Here is a 20,392-nt window from a genome sequence, read left to right on the forward strand (position 1 = left end):
CCTTATTCGGTTCGGGTGAGCCGGGTGAAGTTGGGCCTCAGGGCCAGTAATATCAGCCCCAAAAACAGCAGCACAGGTGCGCCCCACAGCATGGCTGTGCCGAGGGCGAGTTTGGGCTGATAGCGGATCTGCTCACCGTATCTTTGGGTCATAAAATCGAGAATTTGCTCGCGGCTCTGACCCTGTTCCAGCATCAGGTAAATCTGTGCCTTGAGTTCGCTGGCAATAGCGGTTTCCGACTCAAACAGATTCTGATTGGTGGCCATGGGGCAGCGCAGTTCTTTGGCGATATCCATGGCGAGGCTGAGCCTATCTGTACCCTTTGAGCTGGCCACAGCATGGCCCTGGGCGGCGCAGGCGCTTTGCTGCGGCGCCATTGCCAGCAACATGAATAACATCAGTGGCAAAAACAGCAGCTTCATAAAACCTCCCCGGATATGGCTGGTGATGAAGAGTGCTCGGTCTGTGTTGAAAGGCGCGCCGAGCAGCCCTTTGCGCCTGCGCTGATTCGCCGGCGGGCAAACGCCAGACACCTGAGCAGAACTGGCAGCAGTACCGCCAGCATCATCAAGGCGCCGCCCAGCCATATCCAGCTCACCAGTGGCTTGATGGACAGGCGGATGAGATAGGTGTTTTCATCGAGTTTCTGCCCCATGGATACATAAAAGTCCTGCCACAGACCATGGCTGATGCCTGCCTGGGACATTTCCATGCCATTGCTTTTGAAGCTTTGACGCTGTGGCAGCAGCCACAGGATGCGCTCGCCTTGGGCGTCGAGCAGCTCAATCCGGCCTTCAATGGCGTGGAAAGCACGGGTTTCCACCCGGGCGGTTTCGCGGTAAACAAAGCTGTAGTCGCCGCCCAGGCTGCTGATGGTTTTGCCTGTGTCCGGCCCCATTCGCAGCACGGCTTCGGTTTCGTACTGACTGACAAAGGTGGCGCCAAGGATGCTGATAGCAACGCCAATGTGGGCCAGTCGCGCCCGGGGGCGTGGGCGTTTGCGGGCTTGGCGCCACAATGACAGCTCGGCAAGGATTAGCCAGCAGGCGGCGCTCATGCCAAGCAGTGCCCAGATATCAGAGTCCGGCCGCTCAGTGGCTATCAAGCCAAGCGGCAATAGCATCGCCAGTGCGGCGGCCAGCCATCGCTGCGATGCCGAGCCAAACCAGCGCCAGCCCATCAGCGCCGCCGCCAGCCACACCAGCGGCACGAATACGCTGTTGAAGTAGGGGGCGCCAACGGAAATTTTGCCAAGGCCGCTCAGTTCATAAAGCAGCGGATACAGGGTGCCAAGCAGTACGGTCAGCGCCGCTGTGCTGAGGCTGACGATGCCGAGGTCCAAGGTCTGCGATTGCCGGTTCGCTGCCTGCCCGGATTGATGCCCGGATTGAAGTCCGGATTGATAACCTGAATGGCGCAGGGCAAATAACCACAGGGCTGGCATGAGGCAGGCGCCAATCAGAGCCAGCAAGCTTGCGCCGCGCTCGGGGGAGCTGGCAAAGGCATGCACAGATTGCACTATGCCGGAACGCACCAAAAAGCTGCCCAGCAAACAGGTACCGAAGGCGGCGACGGCCAGTAGCTGAATAGAACGCCCGGTTACAGATGCGCTTTTACCACAAAGGCTGTGCAGCAGCGCCGTGGTCAGTAGCCAGGGGATAAAGGCTGCGTTTTCAACCGGATCCCAAAACCACCAACCGCCCCAGCCAAGCTCGTTATAGGCCCACCAGGACCCCAGCACATTGCCGCCGGTTAAAAACAGCCAGCCAAGCAGGGTCAGGGTACGCAGCTGTTTGCGTGCCGCTGGCTGCTGCGCCGCCGTGGGTGGTTGCCACAGCGCGGCCAGCACGGCCACAAAAATCAGGCACAAAAACACATAACCGATAAACAGCATCGGCGGATGCAAAATCAGCCCTATATCCTGCAAGACCGGGTTAAGGTCGCGACCTTCGGCTGGCACCCCCGGCAGTAATCGGGCAAAGGGGTTGGCCGAAAACACTATCACCAGGCCGAAACCGGCCAGCAGCCATTGGCTTAGCCCCAACCCAGGCTGGGATTTGAAAAATATCACCGCGAACAGCCCAAGCAAGCCAGCCCACAGCAGCAGTGAGCCCTCATGGCTGCCCCAAAGTGCTGCCACCTTGAAAACCGGTGGCAGCCCTGAGTTGGAGTGGTTGGCCACATAGGCCACCGAAAAGTCATCCGTGAGAAAGCACAGCGCCAATATCAGCATGGCACCCAGCCACAGCGCCGCACCCATCCAGGCCAGCGCCTGGGACAGCCGACACAAATAGCGGGTGTATCTGGGTTGCCATTGGCCACTGGCCATAAGGCAGCCGCCTCCCAGCCCCACTGTCGTGGCGAGAATAAGCAGATAGTGTCCGATTTCGGCAAGCATAAAGGTGCTCTGGTGTTTGCAGGTGAGGGCACCTTAACGACAAATCGCCGGGGGAAATGTGATCCCTCTCAAGGGCAAAATCGGCTGTGTTTTTTTTCACTTTTCAAGGGGGGATTCATAAGTTTTGAGAACTCAAAAAAGGCATTTTTACATCTGAATTGATGTGATTTGGTGATGGCTAACATTATGAAAAATAATGGAATGTACCTCTTTGATAATTCCTGAGATATAAGCCGTTTTCCAGTGTGCGTCAGCGCAGATTTTTTCCCTTCACTCCCACTCATTATGGCCTCGCTCAAGTCGTTGACCGCTCTGGCAAGTGCGCCGGGGCGGCAAGAAAACAAACAAAGATGATGAGAGGAGAGTGTGATGAAACCATGGAAATCCAGGACGGCACTGTCAGTGCTGTTGAGCCTGGGTAGCGTCGCCTTATCCGGCGCTGCCGTTGCGGCTTCTGAAGGGGATCCGGGCTATGGCAATAAGAACATGGGCAAGTCTGCCCAGAAGGTCATTGCCAATCCGGATCTGACCGAAGAAAGCAAGGGCGTAAAAACCCTGCAGGACTATATTGTTCAGGAAAAAGAGCTGTTTGACTTCCTGTTCCAGAACCACCCTGTATTCAAGTACGCCGAAGAAGGCCGTATCAAGGGGACCTACCGTATTTCCGACCGGGGTGAAGAATACCTGGATCAGGGCAACAGCCAGAAATACAGTGAGCGCGTTGGCCGCCCAATGGCGGTGCAATACCGTCTGGGTGCCAAATCGATTCTCGATTATCCCAACAAGTTTGTTGGCCCCGAGAAGTGCGGCGAGTGTCACGCGGTGCAGTACGAGAAGTGGAAACGCTCCCGTCACGCCAAGACAATCCGCTTCCCCGGCGATCACCCTGAGGTGGATAACGACCTCAAGCAAAAAATGTATGGCTCAGAGGCATCTATCCTGCCTGATGGGGTGACCGCCGAAGCTATTTACGCCACCGTGGGTACGCCACGTACCAAGTACGGCTTTATCGACAGCTATCTGGTGCGCGGCAGCTACCACATCAAAGACGGTCTGCTCAAAGACGGCACCGGCACCCTGGTGGCGGGCGGTAACCAGTTTTCCCGTGGCTGGGCCGAGTGGCTGACCCCGGAAATGGCCAAAAAAATCAACAAGGCAATTCCTGGCTTCCCAACCGAAATGAAGGACTTTGGCGCCAGTGGCTCCCACCAGTGGGGCATGACCTCCTACGGTGCCAAGTACGAAAAAGACTTCCTGTTCCAGCCTGCCAGCTCCTACTGCGAGGTGTGCCACACCTTCAAGTTTGACTTCAAGAGCAAGGATGAATTCTTAAGCGCCCTGGGCGACCCCAAGAAGCTGCAGGAACACACCATCAGTAAAGGTATCGCCTGTGAAGAGTGTCACGGCGCCGGAGGTCACCTCGATGGCGGTGTGGGCGGCGGCATGCCATCCAACTGTGAACGTTGTCACCAGCGGTTCAACTTTATCGATGAACTGGCAGACACCCCACAGGGCAAGGAAAAGATGGAGTACGCCTTCAACGTGAAGATGAAGTCGGCCTGTCCATCCTGTGGTACCGAAGGCTCGCAAATGTTCATGTCGGCTCACTACGACAAGGGCATGCGCTGCGCTACCTGTCACGATCCCCACGAAGTGACCGGCAACGATTGGCAGTCTGGCTTCACCAAGCCAACCCTCAAGAAAGAATGTACCGACTGTCACACAGTGCAGGCGGAAGTGGCCAAAAACACCGACACCCACAGCAACAGCACCTGTACCAGCTGTCACATGCCCAACATGGGCAGCTGTGAGAACTTCACCGCCATTCAGTATCCGGATCAGGCCGGTTTCGATGCGGTGCGTAAGTCTCACCTGTGGAAGATTGACGTGAGCCCTGACCGCAAGACCCTCAACCCACCGGAAGGCAAGCCTCGGGAATCCACCACCAAGGGCTGGACTGTGGCCCAGGACGAGAACGGCCATGGCTACCTCGACCTGATGTGGAGCTGTGCCCGTACTGCGATTTCCGACCACTCAGTGGTGGAAGGCAAGGGCTGTCACAGCCAGTTCCAGTCTGAGCTGGAAGTTGGCCTGCACTTCGAAGATCAGATGGAAATCTACGGCGAAGTGATGAAGTGGCAGACCCCGGTGAAAGAGGTGTTCGAGAAGGTGGAACAGGCACTGGTACGCATCGACAAACTGATGGAAGTGACTGTGCTGAACGTGGATGACAAGACCCAGGTATTGCTGCTGACCGACAAGGCCCGCGATACCGTCGACATGGTCCGTAAAGACGGTTCATGGGGTGTTCACGGCCCACGCTATATCCAAAAACGTCTGGATGCGGCCCTGACCTACGTCACCCAGGCCCAGAACATTCTGGATGCCAGCGGCACTACCGCCAAAACCCTGTAATACCCAAGGCCCCCGGCTAAGGTCGGGGGCAGCAAGAGAGGATGCTGATGCGAAACCCAAGCCTGTATCTGTGGCCGGCGCTGCTGGCGCTTGGCGCCCCCTTTGTCCTGACCAGTGAGTGTCAGGCCGGCGGTGGCGGCGAGCTTAAACCCGCAGTGCGCTACGAGGCCGAGCTTAACCAGATCTCCATGATGGAAGCCGAGTCACTGCTCGGTCAGCCCAATGTGCACTTCTTCGATGTGAACACCCTGGAAATCTGGGCCGATGGCTACCTGCCCGGCGCCGTGTTTTTCAACGTGCGCGACTGGCAGAAGCTGCTGCCCGCAAACAAGAGCGCCACTCTGGTGTTCTATTGCGCCAACCGCCTGTGCACCGCCAGCGTGCTGGCCGCGCGGGAAGTGATGAAGCTTGGCTACACAGATGTGCGCCAGATGCCCGACGGTGTCTATGGTTGGCGTATTTCCGGCAGGCCGGTGGAAAAGCCCTGATCCCTTTTTGCTTTTGGAGAAAGTAGTAATGAAATCAATCCAGTTCAAATTCAAAACCCTCACCCTGGCCCTGTCTGGAGTGTGTCTTTCACTGTCTGTTGCTGCCGCCGATGCCCCTGCGGATGAGTCCTATGCGCTGGGCGCCTCTGTGGGCAGCTATGTGTCCAATCAGCTCTATCAACATGCCGAACTTGGTGAAAATGCCGAGGTGGCCAAGGTGATTGAAGGCTTCGTCGATGCCCTCAAAAACCAAAGCAAACTCAGCGATGACGTCATTGTTGGCCTTTTGAACGACAGAGCCGAGCGGCTGAACAGCGCCCGTGACGCCAAACTGGCCGAGCTTGCCGCCGAGCAGAAGGCGCGCAGCGAGGCGTTTTTGGCCTCCAACGCCAGCAACGCCAAGGTCACCACCCTGGAGTCTGGGGTGCAGCTGGAGATGCTGAGCGTTGGTAAGGGCGAGCAGCCCAAGCCCGAGGATGTGGTCACAGTGAAATACCGCGGCACCTTAAGCGACGGCAGCGAGTTTGAGAACACCGGCGACACACCGGCACGCTTTGCGCTGATGACGGTGATCCCGGGGCTTGAGCAGGGTATCCGTCAGCTGCGCGAAGGCGGCAAGGCGAAAATCCTGATCCCCGCCGACCTCGCCTACGGCAAGGACGGTGCCGGAGTCATTCCGCCCGAGGCTGCGGTGATGTTCGAACTTGAACTGGTCAAAGTCGAACAGCCTGGCAAGGGTGACCACGGCGCCATGATGGGCATGGGTCACTGAGGCGCGGATGAGTCGTTGAGTTTGGTAACCCGAAGGATGTTGTCATGACGCTGCTGATAGTGCTCATCGCCATAAGTTTGCTGGTCCCTGCTGCACTGGTATTCGGTCATCTCCGTGCCAGCGCCGGGGGCGAGGCCACCGACGCCTGGCTACCCATCTCCCTGGTGTGCCTGTTGCTGCCGCTGGCGGCAGCCATCTACGCCGGGCAGGGAGCCTTTGGGCAGTGGCAAACGGCAAGGGTAGATGAGCGTATCGACTATCAGCTGGCAGGCCGTATCACTGAGACGCGCCGCGAGCTGGAAGCCAGGCCCGGCGATGTCGGAGTGATGCGAAAGCTCGCCGGACTTTACGGCGAGGGCAGCCGCTACAGTGAGGCCGCGAGCCTGTGGCAGCAAGTGCGTTTGCTTGAAGGGGAAAAGAGCGAACTTTTCACCCGCGAAGCCGAGGCACTCTACTACCGTGATGGCCGCATCTTAAGCCAAACCAGCTCAGGGCTTATCGCCCGCGCCCTGGCTATCGACCCCTTTGATTTGCAAAGCCGCCTGCTGCTGGCCACCGCCTTTTATCAGGCCGGTGCCTTCAGTGCCGCCCGAGGGCAGTGGCAGTGGCTGCTGGACAGCAACGCCGGGGAAACCAGGCGCGAGGCCATAGAACGCGCAATTGCCCGTGTCGATGCCCGCATCGAGGCCCGTGTCGAAGCCAGGCTGAAGGATAACAGGGTCAATCCATGACCCGAGGAGGAATCTGTGAGTGAACATCTATCGCGGCGCCGGTTTTTGATCGGTGCCTGCTCGGCAGCCCTGCTGCCCATGGGATGTACCAGCCGCGAGGACGCCGAAGCCGGCGGCCACAAGCCGCACTACGTAATGGTGTTCGACCAGAACAAGTGTGTCGGCTGCGGCGAATGTAAAACCGCCTGCAATCAGGCCAATGGCTTGCCCGAAGGCCAGTCGCGGCTGTTGCTTGAGCAGCAGTCCGGCCGGGTGGAAGGTAAGCCTTGCCCCCACTGCGGTAAGCTCAAGTGCGACTGCGAGCGCAAGTTCGTGCGGGTGTCCTGCCAGCAGTGTAAGGACGCGCCCTGCGTGACCGTATGCCCCACCGGCGCCGCCATGCGTGACCCGGCCACCGGCGTGGTCACCATGGATGAAGGCAAGTGTGCCGGCTGCAAGTACTGCATCGGTGCCTGCCCCTACAACGCGCGCTTTATCAACGCTGCCACCAAGGTGGCCGATAACTGCGACTTCTGCCTCGAAAGCCGCCTGTCGAAGGGACTGCTGCCTGCCTGTGTGGAGAGTTGCCGTCACGACGCGCTGGTGTTTGGCGACATCAATGATCCGGACTCTTACGTCAGCAAGCTTTTGGCGGTGAAGGACTCGGTCAGGATCAAGCCGCATCTTGGCACCGAGCCGAGCCTGCGTTACATCCCCATAGTGAAAACAGGAGTCTGACATGGACGGAAGCATTGCTTTTACCCTCGGGCTGTCTGAAGGGGTCGCCTGGCCCTGGCCTATCGCGGTGTACCTGTTTTTCGCCGGGATTTCCGGCGGCGCCCTGACCATCGCCCTTGGGCTTAGGCTATTTAAAGGCCAGAGCGGCAACACGCCACTGCTGAAGGCTGCCAGCATTACCGCGCTGGTTACCATTGGCCTTGGGATGTTGTGTCTGGTATTGGACTTGACCAACCCGCTGTTTTTCTGGCGAATTCTGGTGTTTTATAACCTGAACTCGGTCATGTCCATCGGGGTGATTGCCCTGTGTGCCTATATGCCGCTGTTGGCGCTGGTGTGTTTGGTTGCCCTGAAAGAAGAGCTTAAGTATTTGCCCATGGGCGCCATGCTCAGCGGCATTGCTGCCAGGCTTGAAGGTCAGCGTCGGCCGATGGAAATCGCGCTCCTGGTACTCGCGGTATCCGTGTGTGCCTACACCGGCTTTCTGATCTCGGCACTTATCCGCTTCCCCATCATCAACACCTCGGTACTGCCGGCGCTGTTTGTGGCGTCGGGTCTGTCGGCGGGTGCGGCGGCGGCCAAGATGGTGGCGGTGCGCTTCTTCAATGAAGATTTGCACAGCAGTGACATGAAGCTCCTGCACGGCGCCGAGTGGCCGATTATGGCCGCCGAAGCCCTGTTCATCTTCATGATCATGGTGTCGCTTGCCACAGGTAATGCCGGTGCCCAGATGGCCTTTGCCGCCTTTAACGGCGGTGACTGGTCGATGCTGTTCTGGCTTGGTGTGGTTGGTGTCGGCTTTGTTCTGCCGCTGTTGCTTAACTTCGCCACCGGCAAGCGCTTCAGCCACTCGGCCCAGGCGTTCTATCTGGGTGGGCTGTGTGCGGTCAGCGGCATGATGTGTCTTAGACTCTTCATCCTGTATGCAGGCCAAAGCTATGCGATCTGACAGGTAGCTATGCCATCTGACAAGCAGAGCGCTTAACGTCTGCGTGGTAAAACCGGCCGCCGCCCCATCTCATCTCCGTGTTGGGCGGCGGCTTTTAAGGAATCATTTCATCCGGAGCCAGCCATGAAAAAACTGCTGATTGCCGCCCTTATCCCTTTGCTCAGCGCCTGCTTTTCTGAGGTCACTGCTACCGATCTGCGCCCCGAGCCATTGCACGACCATGACCGCTGCCACCTGTGCGGTATGATGATCACCAAATATCCCGGCCCCAAAGGGCAGGTGATACTGAATGACGGCGAGACCCGTCCGCGCTTCTGCTCCAGCCGCGACATGTTCAACTATGTGCTGCAGCCCGAAAACGGCCGCCGTACCCTGGCGTTGTTTGTCCACGACATGGGCGCAACCAACTGGGAAACGCCTGACGACAGCGCCTTTATCGATGCCAAGAGCGCCTTTTATGTGTACGGCACCAGCAAAAAAGCCGTAATGGGCCCGGCAGTGGCGCCCTTTGCCAGCCGTGAAGCGGCCGAGAAGTTTGCCGCCGACTTTGGTGGCCGGGTGCTTGGCTTCGATGACATCACCCTTGAGCTGCTCAAAGGCGAGGATTGAGATGGCTACCCGGCAGGGGGGCTTGCTGGCGCTTGGCCTGAGCTTGTCCTTTGGTCTGCTGTTGCCTTATTACCTAAGCGCAGACGAGAGAGCTTCAGGCATCCCCACAGCCACCCCGGCAAGTTTCAGGGCGATGTTGGCGCAAAAGCCTGCGACTCTGCTGCTTGATGAGGGTCGCTACGCCTGCGGCGATACCATCGACTTTCCAATTGAACTCATCGCCCAAACCCCGGGCAAGGTGCTGTTTGACTGCGGCGGTGTCGGCTCGGGGCTCATTATCGCCGCAGCCGATGTCACCCTGGATGGCATACATTTTCGTGATGTTGGCGGCTCTCAGCTTAGCCGTGATGCGGCGGTGCAAGTGCTCCCCGGCGCCCATAGAGTGACGCTTGCCAATCTCAATATTGAGGGACCCGGTTTTGGTGTTCATGCCGAACATGCGGATTTTCTTGAGGTTCACCACAGCCGTATTCGCGGTGATGCCAGTTTGCATCTGCTCGATAGGGGCGATGGCATTCACCTCAAGGGTGGCAAGGGGGCGCGCATCGCCCATAACCGCATCGAAGCGGTGCGGGATGGCATTTACCTTGAAAGCACCCAGGGCAGTGAACTGATTGCCAACCACATGAATTCGTTGCAATACGCCGTGCACACCATGTACAGCCGAGGCGAGCGGATAAGCAGCAATCGGGCTGAGGATGTGCTCGGCGGCTATGCGCTGATGAGTTCACAGGCGCTGCAACTTGTCGAAAACGCAGTGCATAACGCCGTCGATTTTGGGGTGCTTTTGAATGTCACCGAGGACACCCATGTGCGCGGCAATCTGGTGAAGGGCAGCAAGGCTCAAGCTGAAACCAGCCTGGGTGCCAGCATGGATATTTTCAGTGTCGGTAAGGGGCTCTTTATCTACGATGCCAAAAAAAACCTGATTGAAAATAATCACTTTATTGATGGGGATGTCGGCGTTGCCATTGCCATGGGCGCGGAGGCAAACCGCTTTCATGGCAATGTTATCGCGGGTAATGGCGAGGAGCTGCGTTACACGGGCACAGTGGCCATGAACTGGAGTGAGCAGGGGCGGGGCAACTTCTGGGGTGGCCATTCGGGTCTGGATCTCGACGGCAATGGCATAGGCGATGCGCCTTATCGGCCAAACGATCGCTTCGATCGGCTGTTTCTCATCTACCCCGAAGCCAGACGGTTGATGCAAAGCCCGTTGGTGATGTTGCTTAAGTCCATGTCCGAAGCGCTGGCGCTGGAGCGGGGAGAAGGAGTGACCGACCCCTATCCGCTGATGAGCGCGCCGCCGCTGACCTTGCATGCTCAAGTTCAAGCTCAAGTTCAAAATGATGATGAGCAGCCTCCATCTTCCCTTCCCGCCACGGAGTATCGCCATGCTGATTGATGCGCAGCAACTGGGTTATTGCAGGCCAGCACGCGGCCAGTCCCTGACGGCACGGCTGTTTAAGGCCCGCCGCGCCAGCGCGACCAGTGCCCTTGAGGGGGTAAGTTTCTCACTCGGGGCCGGAGAGTTGCTGGCGCTTGTTGGTCATAACGGCGCCGGTAAGTCCACGCTTATCAAGCTGCTGCTGGGGCTGATTGCGCCAACCAGTGGCCGTCTTCAGGTGCTGGGGCAAACGCCCCGGCGTGGCATGGCCGGGGTTGGTTATCTGCCGGAGCATTGCAGGCTCTACCCCAGGCTGTGCGCCGCTGAGTTGTTGTCGCTGTTTGCCCGTGCCAGAGGTGCATCCAAAGCCGAGGTTGATGAGCTTATCGACGCCTTCAGGCTGCAAGCCATTTTGCACCAGCCGAGTATGAGCCTGTCGAAAGGACAGTTGCAGCGCCTGGCGCTGGCGTTGGCGCTCCTCGGTAAACCTGGGTTATTGCTGCTTGATGAACCCACCACCGGGCTTGACCCCGGCGCCTGCGATTTTATGTATCAGCGCCTGGATGCACTTAAGCGCGGCGGCAGCGGTCTGGTGATTTGCAGCCATGATTTGGCGCTGATTGAACCCAGGTGCGACAAAGCGCTGTTTATTGGCGCAGGCGAGCAGCAGGCGTTTGGCTGCATAGAGGAGTTTGTGAGCCAATCCGGCGGTTTGCGTCAGGCTTACAGCCGCTTGATGGCACCTTTGGCAATGGGGGAGTTGGGCTGATGACTGAGCTTATTCAGGAGCGGCGCCAAAGCTGGGTAACACCTAAGGGTTCCCGGGCGGCGCCGGTGATGTTTATTGCCCGGCTGGAATGGCTACAGGCCAGACGGCAGCGGCTTTTTGCCATCAGTTCGCTGATGTTGTTGCTGCTGGGGCTCAGTGTCTGTTTATCTTTTTCAGCGGATAGCAGCTTGCTTGCCGAGCCGATGGCGGCGCTTAAATCCCTGAGTGCCCTGTGGGGCCTGGCGCTGCCACTGATGGCGCTGATGGCTGGCTTTAAAGGCATTGCCGCCGAGCGTGAAGCCGCCACCCTGGGATTACTGCTTACGGCGCCGCTGACAGACACTCAGCTGTTGCTTGGCAAGTGGCTTGGTGGCGTGTTGCCATTGCTGCTTGCCATCAGCCTGGCGGCGCTGATGACGGCGATGATTTATGGTTTTGCCAGTGACGGTGTGCCTGCTCAATTTTACCCAGGACTGCTGCGACTCTGGCTTGGCGGCACGGCGCTGACCTTGGCCTGCCATCTCACAGCGCTTGCCATCAGTGCCTGGTGCACCAGCAGCCAGAGTGCGCTGTTTTTGGGGCTGGCCTGGTTGGGGGCGCTGCTGTTTTTGTGGGATTTGGCACTGCTGCTGGCGCTACTGCTCGGCGCCATTCCTGCAGGCTTGCTTGAAGGGCTGATGTATTTCAACCCGCTGAGTTTGTTTCGCGATTTTTGCGAGTTTGGGGCATTGCCGCTGTGGGCGCTGTTCCTGCAGCTTGCCGCCGTGGCCACGGTTTTTCGGCTGGGACTTATTGGCTTGGGGCGCCGGGAACTGTGATCCGGCCTTAAATTAACAAAAGTGGTTGCCATACATAGACTTGATTGGGTTCGGGGTCACACATTGGCTTGAGGCTGGCCGTTAAAATGACGGCAATGCCCTGCCTTGGGGCCGCGTTTCGGACAAGCTATGCATCAACTGACCCCATACCTGATATTTGAGCCATCGGCCAAGGTGCTGGTGGATCAGCGTGACGACAGCCAGATCCCCCTGACGTTCTCGGAAACTCAGGTGCTGGCGGCCTTGCTTGAGTCCCCGGAAACCATTCTCAGCAAAGAAGATTTGCTCGCCATTGGCTGGCCCGATCGTGTGGTGTCGATGACCTCGCTGACCCAATGTGTCAGCACCCTGCGCAAGAAGCTCGAACCCTTTCCCGAACTGCAACTGAAAACCGTGGCCCGCCGTGGCTATCAGCTGCATATTTCCCGTCAGTCCCATGTACATATGCTGGCGCTTCACGACGGCGAAGCCATCAAGGATGCCTTGATAGGGGTGTCGCTGCGGGTCAAGCTGGTGGGCATAGTGATACTTGGCATCATACTGGCGCTGTTTTGGTATCTGAGTGATCGCCACGCCATGATGAAAGAGGTCAGCCGTTGGCACTCGGATCGCAATATTCCTCTGAATGTGGGTGGTAGCCTCACCAATGCGGCGCTGTTTTATCTGGACGACAGCGACAGACTGCATCCCACGATGTGGCAGCGCCATCTGGCGCCCGAAGGCAATCAGCTCAGTGGTTATGGCGCCCTGTCAGGCTTTGCCGCCACCGATGGCCACAACTACTCCTTTGCCGTGTGTCCGGGTGAGTCACCGCTGGATTGCGCCGGCAAGCGCATCATCAATATCACCAGCATAGGTGAAGAGCCTGCGGGCCTCAGTATGGCGGAGTTTTTGCCCTTAAGTCGCAAGATGGAAGAGCGCATTCGCTACAACAAGGTGATCCTTCCTGCCGCCCAGGGCAGTGGTGAGATTGAAGAGCATAACTTCCAGGCCGACGTCTACTTTCCGGTGGCTGGAGAGCTGATGGTGCGGGCGGATTTGAGCCTGTCGTTGGTATATGAAGGCACGGATGTGGGGCAGTTCCATGTGTCGGCCTGTATTACCGATGAGAACTGCATTACCACCCCCATCAAGTACCGGCTGCGGGGCGACTTTATCCAGTACCAGAGCCGGATAGGCGGCTTTGGTGCCGATGTGTTTCAGGTGAAGGTAAGGCAAAAAACGCTGGAAAAGCCGGACAATGTCAGTGACTCAGCGCTGCATTTTTACCGTGAGATCCGCAAACACGATATCCGCGACGATACCCTGTATTTCTACCGGGTGTGGCAGGGCAAGGACACCGCAGTGTGGATTGTGCCGCAGATAGGGCACATTCTGGCATGGACCCGCTACACCAAGGCGGTGCTGTAAGGCTGCGGATTAATCCAAAAAGTGGCTGCTGCCTAATCCAAATACAGGCTGCGGATCTGCTGCCAGTGGCTGTTGCCGTTTTCATCCGCCGTTTTGATGGCATCTATCGCGCGCTGCAGCCTATCCCGCAGCGGCGCGGGCACATCGCGGCTGAAGGCATAGTAAAGCTCAGCTTCTTTGAGCACATACACCACTTCAAAGTCATCAAAACTCATACCGGCTTCTTTTATCAGCCAGCGGGCCACGGTTTCTTCGTAGGCCCATAAATCAATGCGGCCCCGGGCCATCATTTTCAGCAACAGATCTGTGCTGGCGTTGCTTTGCAGCCGATGATCCAGTCCCATGCTGGAAAGGGTGACTTCGCCAATGTCGTCCCGCACCACGCCAATACGATAGCGCTCCAACTCACTGGCATCCTTTATCCGAATAGCGCTTTCTTTGCGGGCCAGCAGCACCAGTCGGATAGGGGAGATAGGGCCAACCCAGTGGAACAGCGACTCCCGCTCCGGGGTGCGGGTGGTGGAGAACAGCACGCTGTTTTTGCCGTGCAGAGTGAGGGTGTAAGCGCGGGTCCAGGGAAACACCCGGATATTGGCTGCCTGGACCGGGCTGTCATTCTGCCGGGCCGCCGCCAGCAGCAAATCCACCGCCATGCCCTGTAACTTGCCGTTATGGGTGAAATTAAAAGGCGGGTATTCCTCGGTCATCAGGTTAAGCTCGCCGAGTGTCTCGGCGGCGCGTGGAGCACCTGTGCTCAACAGAGTGAGCAGCACAAACAGCAACAGTTGCCTGAAGAGCCGCGCAGCATCCATGACATAAACCTCCACAGCGGTGGTCTGTACAGTGTAGTTTGCTGCGGGCCTGGCGTAAAAAATCCCGGCCGGGGCCGGGATGTTCAAAATCAAAGCAAGCGCTGCGACTTATTTGATAAAGGCAAAGGCGTCGCCATAGAGGTGCGGCTCATCCACGCCCATTTCGCGGAAGACTTCGCGAGCGGCGCCGACCATGTTAAAGCGACCGGCGATGTAGATGTCGTAACCCACCAGGCTGATAAAGTCGGCCTTGATTTGCGCCAGCAGGTTGTTGGTTTTGCCATCCCAACCTTCAGGCGCTTCTTCCACCACAGGCACAAAGTGCATCCAGGGGTGAGCATCGTGCCACTGGCGGGCGATTGACTCGTAATACATGGCGTCCTGGGTGCGGCAGCCCCAGTAGAGGCTGGTTTCCACTTGCTGGCCCAGAGCGATTTGCTGCTCGACTATGCTCTTGATGTAAGAGAAACCTGTACCACCGGCAATCAGCAGTCGTGGACGATGGCTGTCTTGGCGCAGGAAGGCGTCGCCGCCGGGGGCTTCGATGTCGATATGGGTCTCGGTTTTCAGGCGCTCAACCACCTGCATTGGGTAGCTTTCGCTTACCGCAGCACCTATGTGCAGCTCGATAATCTCACTGCCGGGAGCCGAAGCGATGGAGAAGGGGCGCTTGTCTTTTTCGCCCATCACCACGCACAGGTATTGGCCGGCCTGAAACTCAAATGGGGTTTCCGGGGCCAGTTTGACCTGAAACACGGCGTCGTTAAACGGCTGGATACTGAGAACCTTACATCGGATGCTGTTCATCTGTGTTCTTTAAAACCTCTGTGCTTTTAGGGTCCCTTTCTGCTGAAGGGTTGCTTTCAATGTTGTAAGTATTGCCGCCATCGCCGTGAGGGCAAGTGCGGCCCGGCGGGTGACGGCGTTTGCCGCCCCGCGTTTGCAATGGTTACAGTGTTGGCGCCTGATCTATGCCAAGCTCGTCCCAGATACTGTCGACCTTTTGTTTCACCGACTCATCCATCACGATTGGGGTGCCCCATTCGCGGCTGGTCTCGCCTTCCCACTTGTTGGTGGCATCCAGACCCATCTTGGAGCCCAGGCCCGCCACCGGTGAGGCAAAGTCGAGATAGTCGATGGGGGTGTTGTCTATCATCACGGTATCGCGGGTCGGATCCATGCGGGTGGTGATGGCCCAAATCACGTCCTGCCAGTCGCGGCAGTTCACATCTTCATCCACCACCACAATAAACTTGGTGTACATAAACTGGCGCAGGAACGACCAGGCACCCATCATCACCCGCTTGGCATGACCTGGGTATTGCTTGCGGATGGAGATCACAGCCATCCGATAGGAACAACCTTCAGGCGGCAGGTAAAAATCAACAATTTCAGGATATTGCTTGCGCAAAATCGGCACGAACACTTCGTTCAGTGCCACCCCCAGCATCGCAGGTTCATCCGGTGGACGGCCGGTGTAGGTGCTGTGGTAGATGGCGTCTTTCCTGTGAGTTATATGAGTCACGGTAAACACAGGGAAGCTGTCGGTTTCGTTGTAATAACCGGTGTGGTCGCCGTAGGGGCCTTCTTCGGCCATCTCGCCGGGGGCGATATAGCCCTCGAGGATGATTTCGCTGGTGGCCGGTACTTCAAGGTCGCAAGACAGCGCTTTCACCACCTCGGTACGCTCACCGCGCAGCAGGCCCGCAAAGGCATATTCACTCATGGAGTCAGGCACAGGGGTTACTGCGCCCAAAATAGTCACGGGATCTGAGCCCAGCGCTACTACTACCGGGTAGTTTTCGCCCGGGTGTTTTTCCTGGAAATCGCGGAAATCCAGCGCGCCGCCCCGGTGGGACAACCAGCGCATAATCAGCTTGTTCTTGCCCAAAAGCTGCTGACGGTAGATGCCGAGGTTCTGACGCTTCTGGCGTGGACCCTTGGTGATGGTCAGGCCCCAGGTAACAAGGGGGGCAACATCGCCGGGCCAGCAGTGCTGAATGGGCAGCTTGGTCAGGTCAACATCGTCGCCTGTCATCACCACTTCCTGACAGGGCGCTCGGCTCACTGTCTTGGGCGGCATATTCAGCGCCTGCTTGAACATGGGGATTTTGGCGATGGCATCTTTAAAGCCGCGTGGTGGCTCGGGTTCTTTGAGGAACGCCAGCAGTTCGCCCACATCGCGCAGCGCCAGTGGGTCTTCTTTACCCAGCGCCATGGCCACGCGTTTTGGCGTGCCAAACAGGTTTGCCAGTACCGGCATGCTGTGCCCCTTGGGGTTTTCAAACAGCAGCGCCGGGCCGCCCGCGCGCAGTACGCGGTCAGCGATTTCTGTCATTTCAAGATAAGGATCAACTGGATAGTCGACGCGCTTAAGCTCACCGCACTCTTCAAGGTGAGCGATGAAGCTGCGTAAATCCTTAAAACTCATATGGAAATGCCTCGGTTTGCAAACATCCGTCGTGGCGCGCACTATACCACTATTGGCCCTTGGGCGGAATTAAAAGCGCCTGCAGCAGGAGGGGGTATGGCAACACATTGGCATTTGGCGGCGCTGCTCAGCGCGGCTCTGCTTGGCGGTATGTCGGCGGCGCAGGCTGACGGCAACCTCAGCACCTCGGTATGGGTGGGGAACCACAATGGTCTGGGGATGAGTTATTCCAGCGGTGGCTATGGTCACTGGCGTTATCCGGGGCCTTATTGGAACACGGGGATTGGCTGGGGCTGGCGCGATCCCTTTTACCGGGATCCCTTCTGGCGCTACAACGACAGCTGGTACTGGCAGGAGCGCGCCTGGGAGCGGGAACGTCAGGCACGGCGGGAAGAGCGTGCCGAGCGTGAGCGCCAGCGGCTGATGACCCAGCCAAGGGTGGTGCCGCCGGCCATGATCACCCGCAGTGAAGAAAAGGTCGAAGGCCTGGCAGCGTTACCGCAAAACGCGCGGGTGATTATGGTGGATGGCAAGCCTCAGTATGAATGGCAGGGGCAAAGATACAGTTTCGACTGGCAAACCCAGCGTTATATGCCCTTGAAACAAGAGTAACCCGAGCAATAAAAAACGCCGTCCACTGGACGGCGTTTTCAGTTTAAACCGTTTTGCTTATCAGAAGCTTACGGTTTCGATGTCAGAGCAGCCACCGTCAGCGTTACATACCTGGTAGGTATAGCTTACGCCGGTTGGAGTGCTGAAACGGTCAACGAAGCTGTTGGCAGAAGTGGTGCCAACCAGGTTGCCGTCACGCAGTACTGAGTAAGAGCTGCTGTTACCGGTCCATTCCAGGCCAACACGGGCACTGCCGCGGCGTGAACGGTTAACCTTGGTCACAGTCAGATCCATCTCGGCTGCTGGTACTTCCACGTCGTATACCTGAGATACGGAGCTGGTGGCGCCGTCATCGTCGGTTACGGTCAGGGTGACAGTGTAGCTGCCGCTCATCAGGTACTGGTGGCTGGCAGTTTCGCCGCTGCCGGTATCGCCATCACCGAAGTCCCAGCTCCAGGCAACTACGCTGCCGTCACTGTCGCTGGAGGTGCTGGTGAAGTTGTATAGGGCGCCGGTGTTGTCAGCGGTGAAGCTGGCCATTGGGGCTTCGTTAGGATCGGTGCTGCCACCGTCGAAGCTGCCCACCAGAGTGGTGCCGCTGTAAGCGCTGTAACCGTTCAGCATCACCCAGTAAGTGCCGGTCTGAGCAGGATCGATAGCACAGTTTTCGTTGTTGCCAGAAGCATATGGACGGCAATCGTAGTCAGTGCTGGTTGGGAAAGTGCCAAACTTCACATAGAGGTCGGCATCGCCCGAGCCACCAGACAGGTTGAACACCAGGTTGCTGGCACCGGCAGGAACGTCCAGGGTCCAGTACTGCTTGGAACCGGCGCCGCCGCTGATGTCAGTTACGGCTACGCCGTTTTGCAGCACGTCAGCTTCTGGTGGTGGTGGTGGTGGTGGTACTTCACATGGGGTGATACCCACGGCCGCGAAGGCAGCTTCTACGTCGGCAGTGCTGTAGCCCTTGTCGGCGGCAGCGCTTTTCACGCCGCATGCACCTTCATACATCAGGCTGTTGGGTGTCCAGTAGATTTGGTTGGCAACCACAAATACTTCGAAGGCTTTGCGGGTGTCCCAGCCAGCTGTGGTGGCCAGAGTGTAGAAGGCCTTGTTGAACACACCTGAGCTGTAGTGTACATCCAGACCATCATAGTAGTCGTCGATGTGACCGATAGACTTGCCATCCTGGGTTGGGTCGGCCATGTAGCGCAGCGCGCCAGTACCCTTGAAGATATCGGCGCCCACCAGCCAGTCGTTGGTGCCTTTCATAAAGAATTCGGCAGCTTCACCGGCCATATCAGAGAAGGCTTCGTTCATACCGCCAGACTGGTTGGCATACACCAGACCAGAGTTCTGCTCGGTGAAACCGTGGCTCACTTCGTGGGCAGAAACGTCCAGAGACACCAGTGGGTAGAAGTAGTTCTGACCGTCACCGAAGGTCATGGCACTACCGTCCCAGAAGGCGTTTTCGTAGTTGTTGCTGTAGTGTACGCGCATGGTCAGCTGGAAGCTCAGCGGCGCAGTGCCGTACCACTGATCGTACATGTCATACACCACACCACCGAAGTAGTGAGCATCGTTCAGCGGCGAGTAGGCGCCGTTGATTTCTTTTACTGTGTTGCGTGGGCAGGTGTAGCTGAACGCGGTGTTGCCGGTGGTGCCGTGGTTCAGGTTCACGGTTTTCACGTTGGCGTTGTTCATGGTGCAGGTATCACCATTCACTTCCACGTCCAGATTGCCGTAGTTGGTGCCGTACTCGTACTGGCCGGTTTTGGCGTTACCGCCTGGGCCGGTACCTATGTCGGCATGGTTCAGGCCTTCCCAACGCTGCAGCACTTCACCTGAGTGAGCGTCTACCATGGTGAATGGACGGCTTGGGGCATCGCCATCAACCACGTAAGAGGTGATGTACACCAGACGCGGCTCCTGAGCTTTGCCGTAAAGGATGATCCATGGCTGAGCACTGTCATTGCGGGTCTTGCCGGCCTTGAGGCCGTGGCCACCCTTGGCGGCTTTGGCAATTTCCAGGGCTTTTTCTTTGCTCAGGGTAGGCTTGGCAAAGGCAGCATCCTTGTCGATATCGGCCAGCATCTGACCTTTAAGGTTACTGTAGAAGCCCATTTCAGAGCGATTAGCGGCCACAGTGAAGCCATAAACAGGCACACCGTGGAAGTATTGCTGCAGACGCTCTTTTTTCAGGCCCTTGCCCAGATCGAGTTGTTTGGCGGTACGGAACTCATGGCCCGGGGCCAGTTGCAGTACACTGCCGATGTCGCCTGAGGCGGCGTGGCGCATCTTGGCCACGTCCACTACGTTGGCGGCGTAAGCTGATGTACCCAGGGTTGCCGAAACGGCGATAAACAAGAGTGAGAGTTGTTGCTTGCGCATAAGTGACTTGTCCTTGTGGTCTGGCGGCTTGGCTGCCGCAAAGCACTTCCTTTAGTCCACCGCAGGCAGTTGCCGGACGATGGTTCACAACTACATTGAAGTCGGGGTTAACCCCTTTTTCACGGATTTTTAACCCGAGAGAAACCTCATGTTATTGAGCTGTGAATGGATGAACAATTGTACGAACGCACTATACTTGCAAAGCTGAAACAGACTCCGATGCTACTTTTGGCTAGGTGGATCACCAGTTTTGACTGGCTTTTTGCTAATTGGCGGAGCTTATCTGTAGCGGATTTCCATGGGGATAACCGCTTCTCTGGATCCCTTTTCAGCCCGCAGCCGCGCCAGATACTGTTCCCACAAAATTAATTGGTTGGTCGCCAGTTGGTGTAATACCTGCCACGAATAAAGTCCGGTATCATGGCCATCATCAAACACCAGTTTAACCGCGTAGTTACCTACAGGTTCAATGGCGGTGATGTTCACGGCTTTCTTATTGGTAACCAATACCGGGTTGCCATGGCCGTGCACCTCTGCCGAAGGGGAATACACCCGCAGGAACTCACAGCTCAGTTGATACTGGCTGCCGTCATCAAAACCCACTTCCAGCAGGCGAGACTTGCGTTTCAGCTTGAGGGATACAACCTGGGGATGGCTCATGGAAACTCCTGACAGTGAATAAC

Annotated in this window: 19 protein-coding genes; 12 read left to right on the forward strand and 7 right to left on the reverse strand. The window is 57.5% G+C overall.

Translation table 11 applies throughout. From position 1 onward, the window contains the following. Positions 1–2: 2 nt before the first annotated feature. Together MJ923_RS00360 and MJ923_RS00365 are read right to left on the reverse strand one after the other, a co-directional pair. On the reverse strand, positions 3–422 hold the full coding sequence (locus tag MJ923_RS00360) for a cytochrome c-type biogenesis protein (RefSeq protein WP_240589415.1): 420 nt from the start codon (positions 420–422) through the stop codon (positions 3–5). Next, a complete protein-coding gene (locus MJ923_RS00365; protein ID WP_240589416.1) occupies positions 419–2,398 on the reverse strand; it encodes a heme lyase CcmF/NrfE family subunit in 1,980 nt (659 codons plus the stop codon). Before MJ923_RS00365 ends, MJ923_RS00360 begins: the two co-directional genes overlap by 4 nt. A 369-nt stretch (positions 2,399–2,767) precedes the next feature. Between MJ923_RS00365 and MJ923_RS00370 the strand changes: the two genes are divergently transcribed. The 11 genes from MJ923_RS00370 (at position 2,768) to MJ923_RS00420 (ending at position 13,463) form a co-directional block, all read left to right on the forward strand. Continuing rightward, on the forward strand, positions 2,768–4,813 hold the full coding sequence (locus MJ923_RS00370; RefSeq protein ID WP_240589417.1) for a cytochrome c3 family protein: 2,046 nt from the start codon (positions 2,768–2,770) through the stop codon (positions 4,811–4,813). A 47-nt stretch (positions 4,814–4,860) separates the two neighbouring features. Then, positions 4,861–5,301: a rhodanese-like domain-containing protein gene (locus MJ923_RS00375; protein WP_126169268.1), complete on the forward strand. Its 441-nt coding sequence runs from the start codon at positions 4,861–4,863 to the stop codon at positions 5,299–5,301. A 28-nt stretch (positions 5,302–5,329) separates the two neighbouring features. Next, positions 5,330–6,073, forward strand: a complete 744-nt coding sequence (locus MJ923_RS00380; protein WP_240589418.1) for an FKBP-type peptidyl-prolyl cis-trans isomerase — start codon at positions 5,330–5,332, stop codon at positions 6,071–6,073. A gap of 44 nt (positions 6,074–6,117) precedes the next feature. Continuing rightward, on the forward strand, positions 6,118–6,804 hold the full coding sequence (locus MJ923_RS00385) for a tetratricopeptide repeat protein (RefSeq protein WP_240589419.1): 687 nt from the start codon (positions 6,118–6,120) through the stop codon (positions 6,802–6,804). A 15-nt stretch (positions 6,805–6,819) separates the two neighbouring features. Next, the gene (locus tag MJ923_RS00390) at positions 6,820–7,521 is read left to right on the forward strand and encodes a 4Fe-4S dicluster domain-containing protein (protein WP_240589420.1); all 702 of its coding nucleotides are present in this window, start codon (positions 6,820–6,822) and stop codon (positions 7,519–7,521) included. 1 nt (position 7,522) lies between these two features. Further along, entirely contained in the window at positions 7,523–8,470 is a 948-nt protein-coding gene (nrfD, locus tag MJ923_RS00395; RefSeq protein WP_240589421.1) for an NrfD/PsrC family molybdoenzyme membrane anchor subunit, read from the forward strand. A gap of 123 nt (positions 8,471–8,593) precedes the next feature. Continuing rightward, on the forward strand, positions 8,594–9,079 hold the full coding sequence (locus MJ923_RS00400; RefSeq protein ID WP_240589422.1) for a nitrous oxide reductase accessory protein NosL: 486 nt from the start codon (positions 8,594–8,596) through the stop codon (positions 9,077–9,079). A gap of 1 nt (position 9,080) precedes the next feature. Beyond that, on the forward strand, positions 9,081–10,484 hold the full coding sequence (gene nosD / locus MJ923_RS00405; RefSeq protein WP_240589423.1) for a nitrous oxide reductase family maturation protein NosD: 1,404 nt from the start codon (positions 9,081–9,083) through the stop codon (positions 10,482–10,484). Next, complete coding sequence (locus tag MJ923_RS00410) at positions 10,474–11,235, forward strand: ATP-binding cassette domain-containing protein (RefSeq protein WP_240589424.1); 762 nt, start codon at positions 10,474–10,476, stop codon at positions 11,233–11,235. Before nosD ends, MJ923_RS00410 begins: the two co-directional genes overlap by 11 nt. Next, positions 11,235–12,053: an ABC transporter permease gene (locus tag MJ923_RS00415; RefSeq protein WP_240589425.1), complete on the forward strand. Its 819-nt coding sequence runs from the start codon at positions 11,235–11,237 to the stop codon at positions 12,051–12,053. The genes MJ923_RS00410 and MJ923_RS00415 overlap by 1 nt, the downstream gene beginning before the upstream one ends. Positions 12,054–12,182: 129 nt before the next feature. Continuing rightward, positions 12,183–13,463 carry a winged helix-turn-helix domain-containing protein gene (locus MJ923_RS00420; protein ID WP_240589426.1) on the forward strand — a complete coding sequence of 427 codons (1,281 nt, stop codon included), beginning with the start codon at positions 12,183–12,185 and terminating at the stop codon, positions 13,461–13,463. A 32-nt stretch (positions 13,464–13,495) separates the two neighbouring features. Here MJ923_RS00420 and MJ923_RS00425 read toward each other — a convergent pair whose 3' ends face one another. The 3 genes from MJ923_RS00425 to ubiD form a co-directional block, all read right to left on the reverse strand. Further along, positions 13,496–14,275, reverse strand: a complete 780-nt coding sequence (locus MJ923_RS00425; protein ID WP_240589427.1) for a substrate-binding periplasmic protein — start codon at positions 14,273–14,275, stop codon at positions 13,496–13,498. A 108-nt stretch (positions 14,276–14,383) separates the two neighbouring features. After that, positions 14,384–15,082, reverse strand: a complete 699-nt coding sequence (gene fre, locus MJ923_RS00430) for an NAD(P)H-flavin reductase (RefSeq protein WP_240589428.1) — start codon at positions 15,080–15,082, stop codon at positions 14,384–14,386. 142 nt (positions 15,083–15,224) lie between these two features. Further along, positions 15,225–16,706: a 4-hydroxy-3-polyprenylbenzoate decarboxylase gene (gene ubiD / locus MJ923_RS00435; RefSeq protein ID WP_240589429.1), complete on the reverse strand. Its 1,482-nt coding sequence runs from the start codon at positions 16,704–16,706 to the stop codon at positions 15,225–15,227. A 96-nt stretch (positions 16,707–16,802) separates the two neighbouring features. Between ubiD and MJ923_RS00440 the strand changes: the two genes are divergently transcribed. Beyond that, the gene (locus tag MJ923_RS00440; protein WP_240589430.1) at positions 16,803–17,318 is read left to right on the forward strand and encodes a hypothetical protein; all 516 of its coding nucleotides are present in this window, start codon (positions 16,803–16,805) and stop codon (positions 17,316–17,318) included. A 60-nt stretch (positions 17,319–17,378) separates the two neighbouring features. On the opposite strand, the gene MJ923_RS00445 is transcribed toward MJ923_RS00440, so the two are convergent. Both MJ923_RS00445 and MJ923_RS00450 read right to left on the reverse strand, forming a co-directional pair. Continuing rightward, positions 17,379–19,709 (reverse strand): M4 family metallopeptidase, encoded by a 2,331-nt coding sequence (locus tag MJ923_RS00445; RefSeq protein WP_240589431.1) that lies wholly within the window; start codon positions 19,707–19,709, stop codon positions 17,379–17,381. Between the two features lie 279 nt (positions 19,710–19,988). Continuing rightward, complete coding sequence (locus MJ923_RS00450) at positions 19,989–20,369, reverse strand: gamma-butyrobetaine hydroxylase family protein (RefSeq protein WP_240589432.1); 381 nt, start codon at positions 20,367–20,369, stop codon at positions 19,989–19,991. Positions 20,370–20,392: the final 23 nt, after the last annotated feature.

Origin of the sequence: Shewanella zhuhaiensis (assembly GCF_022484835.1) — a bacterium.
Taxonomy (GTDB): Bacteria; Pseudomonadota; Gammaproteobacteria; order Enterobacterales; family Shewanellaceae; genus Shewanella; species Shewanella khirikhana.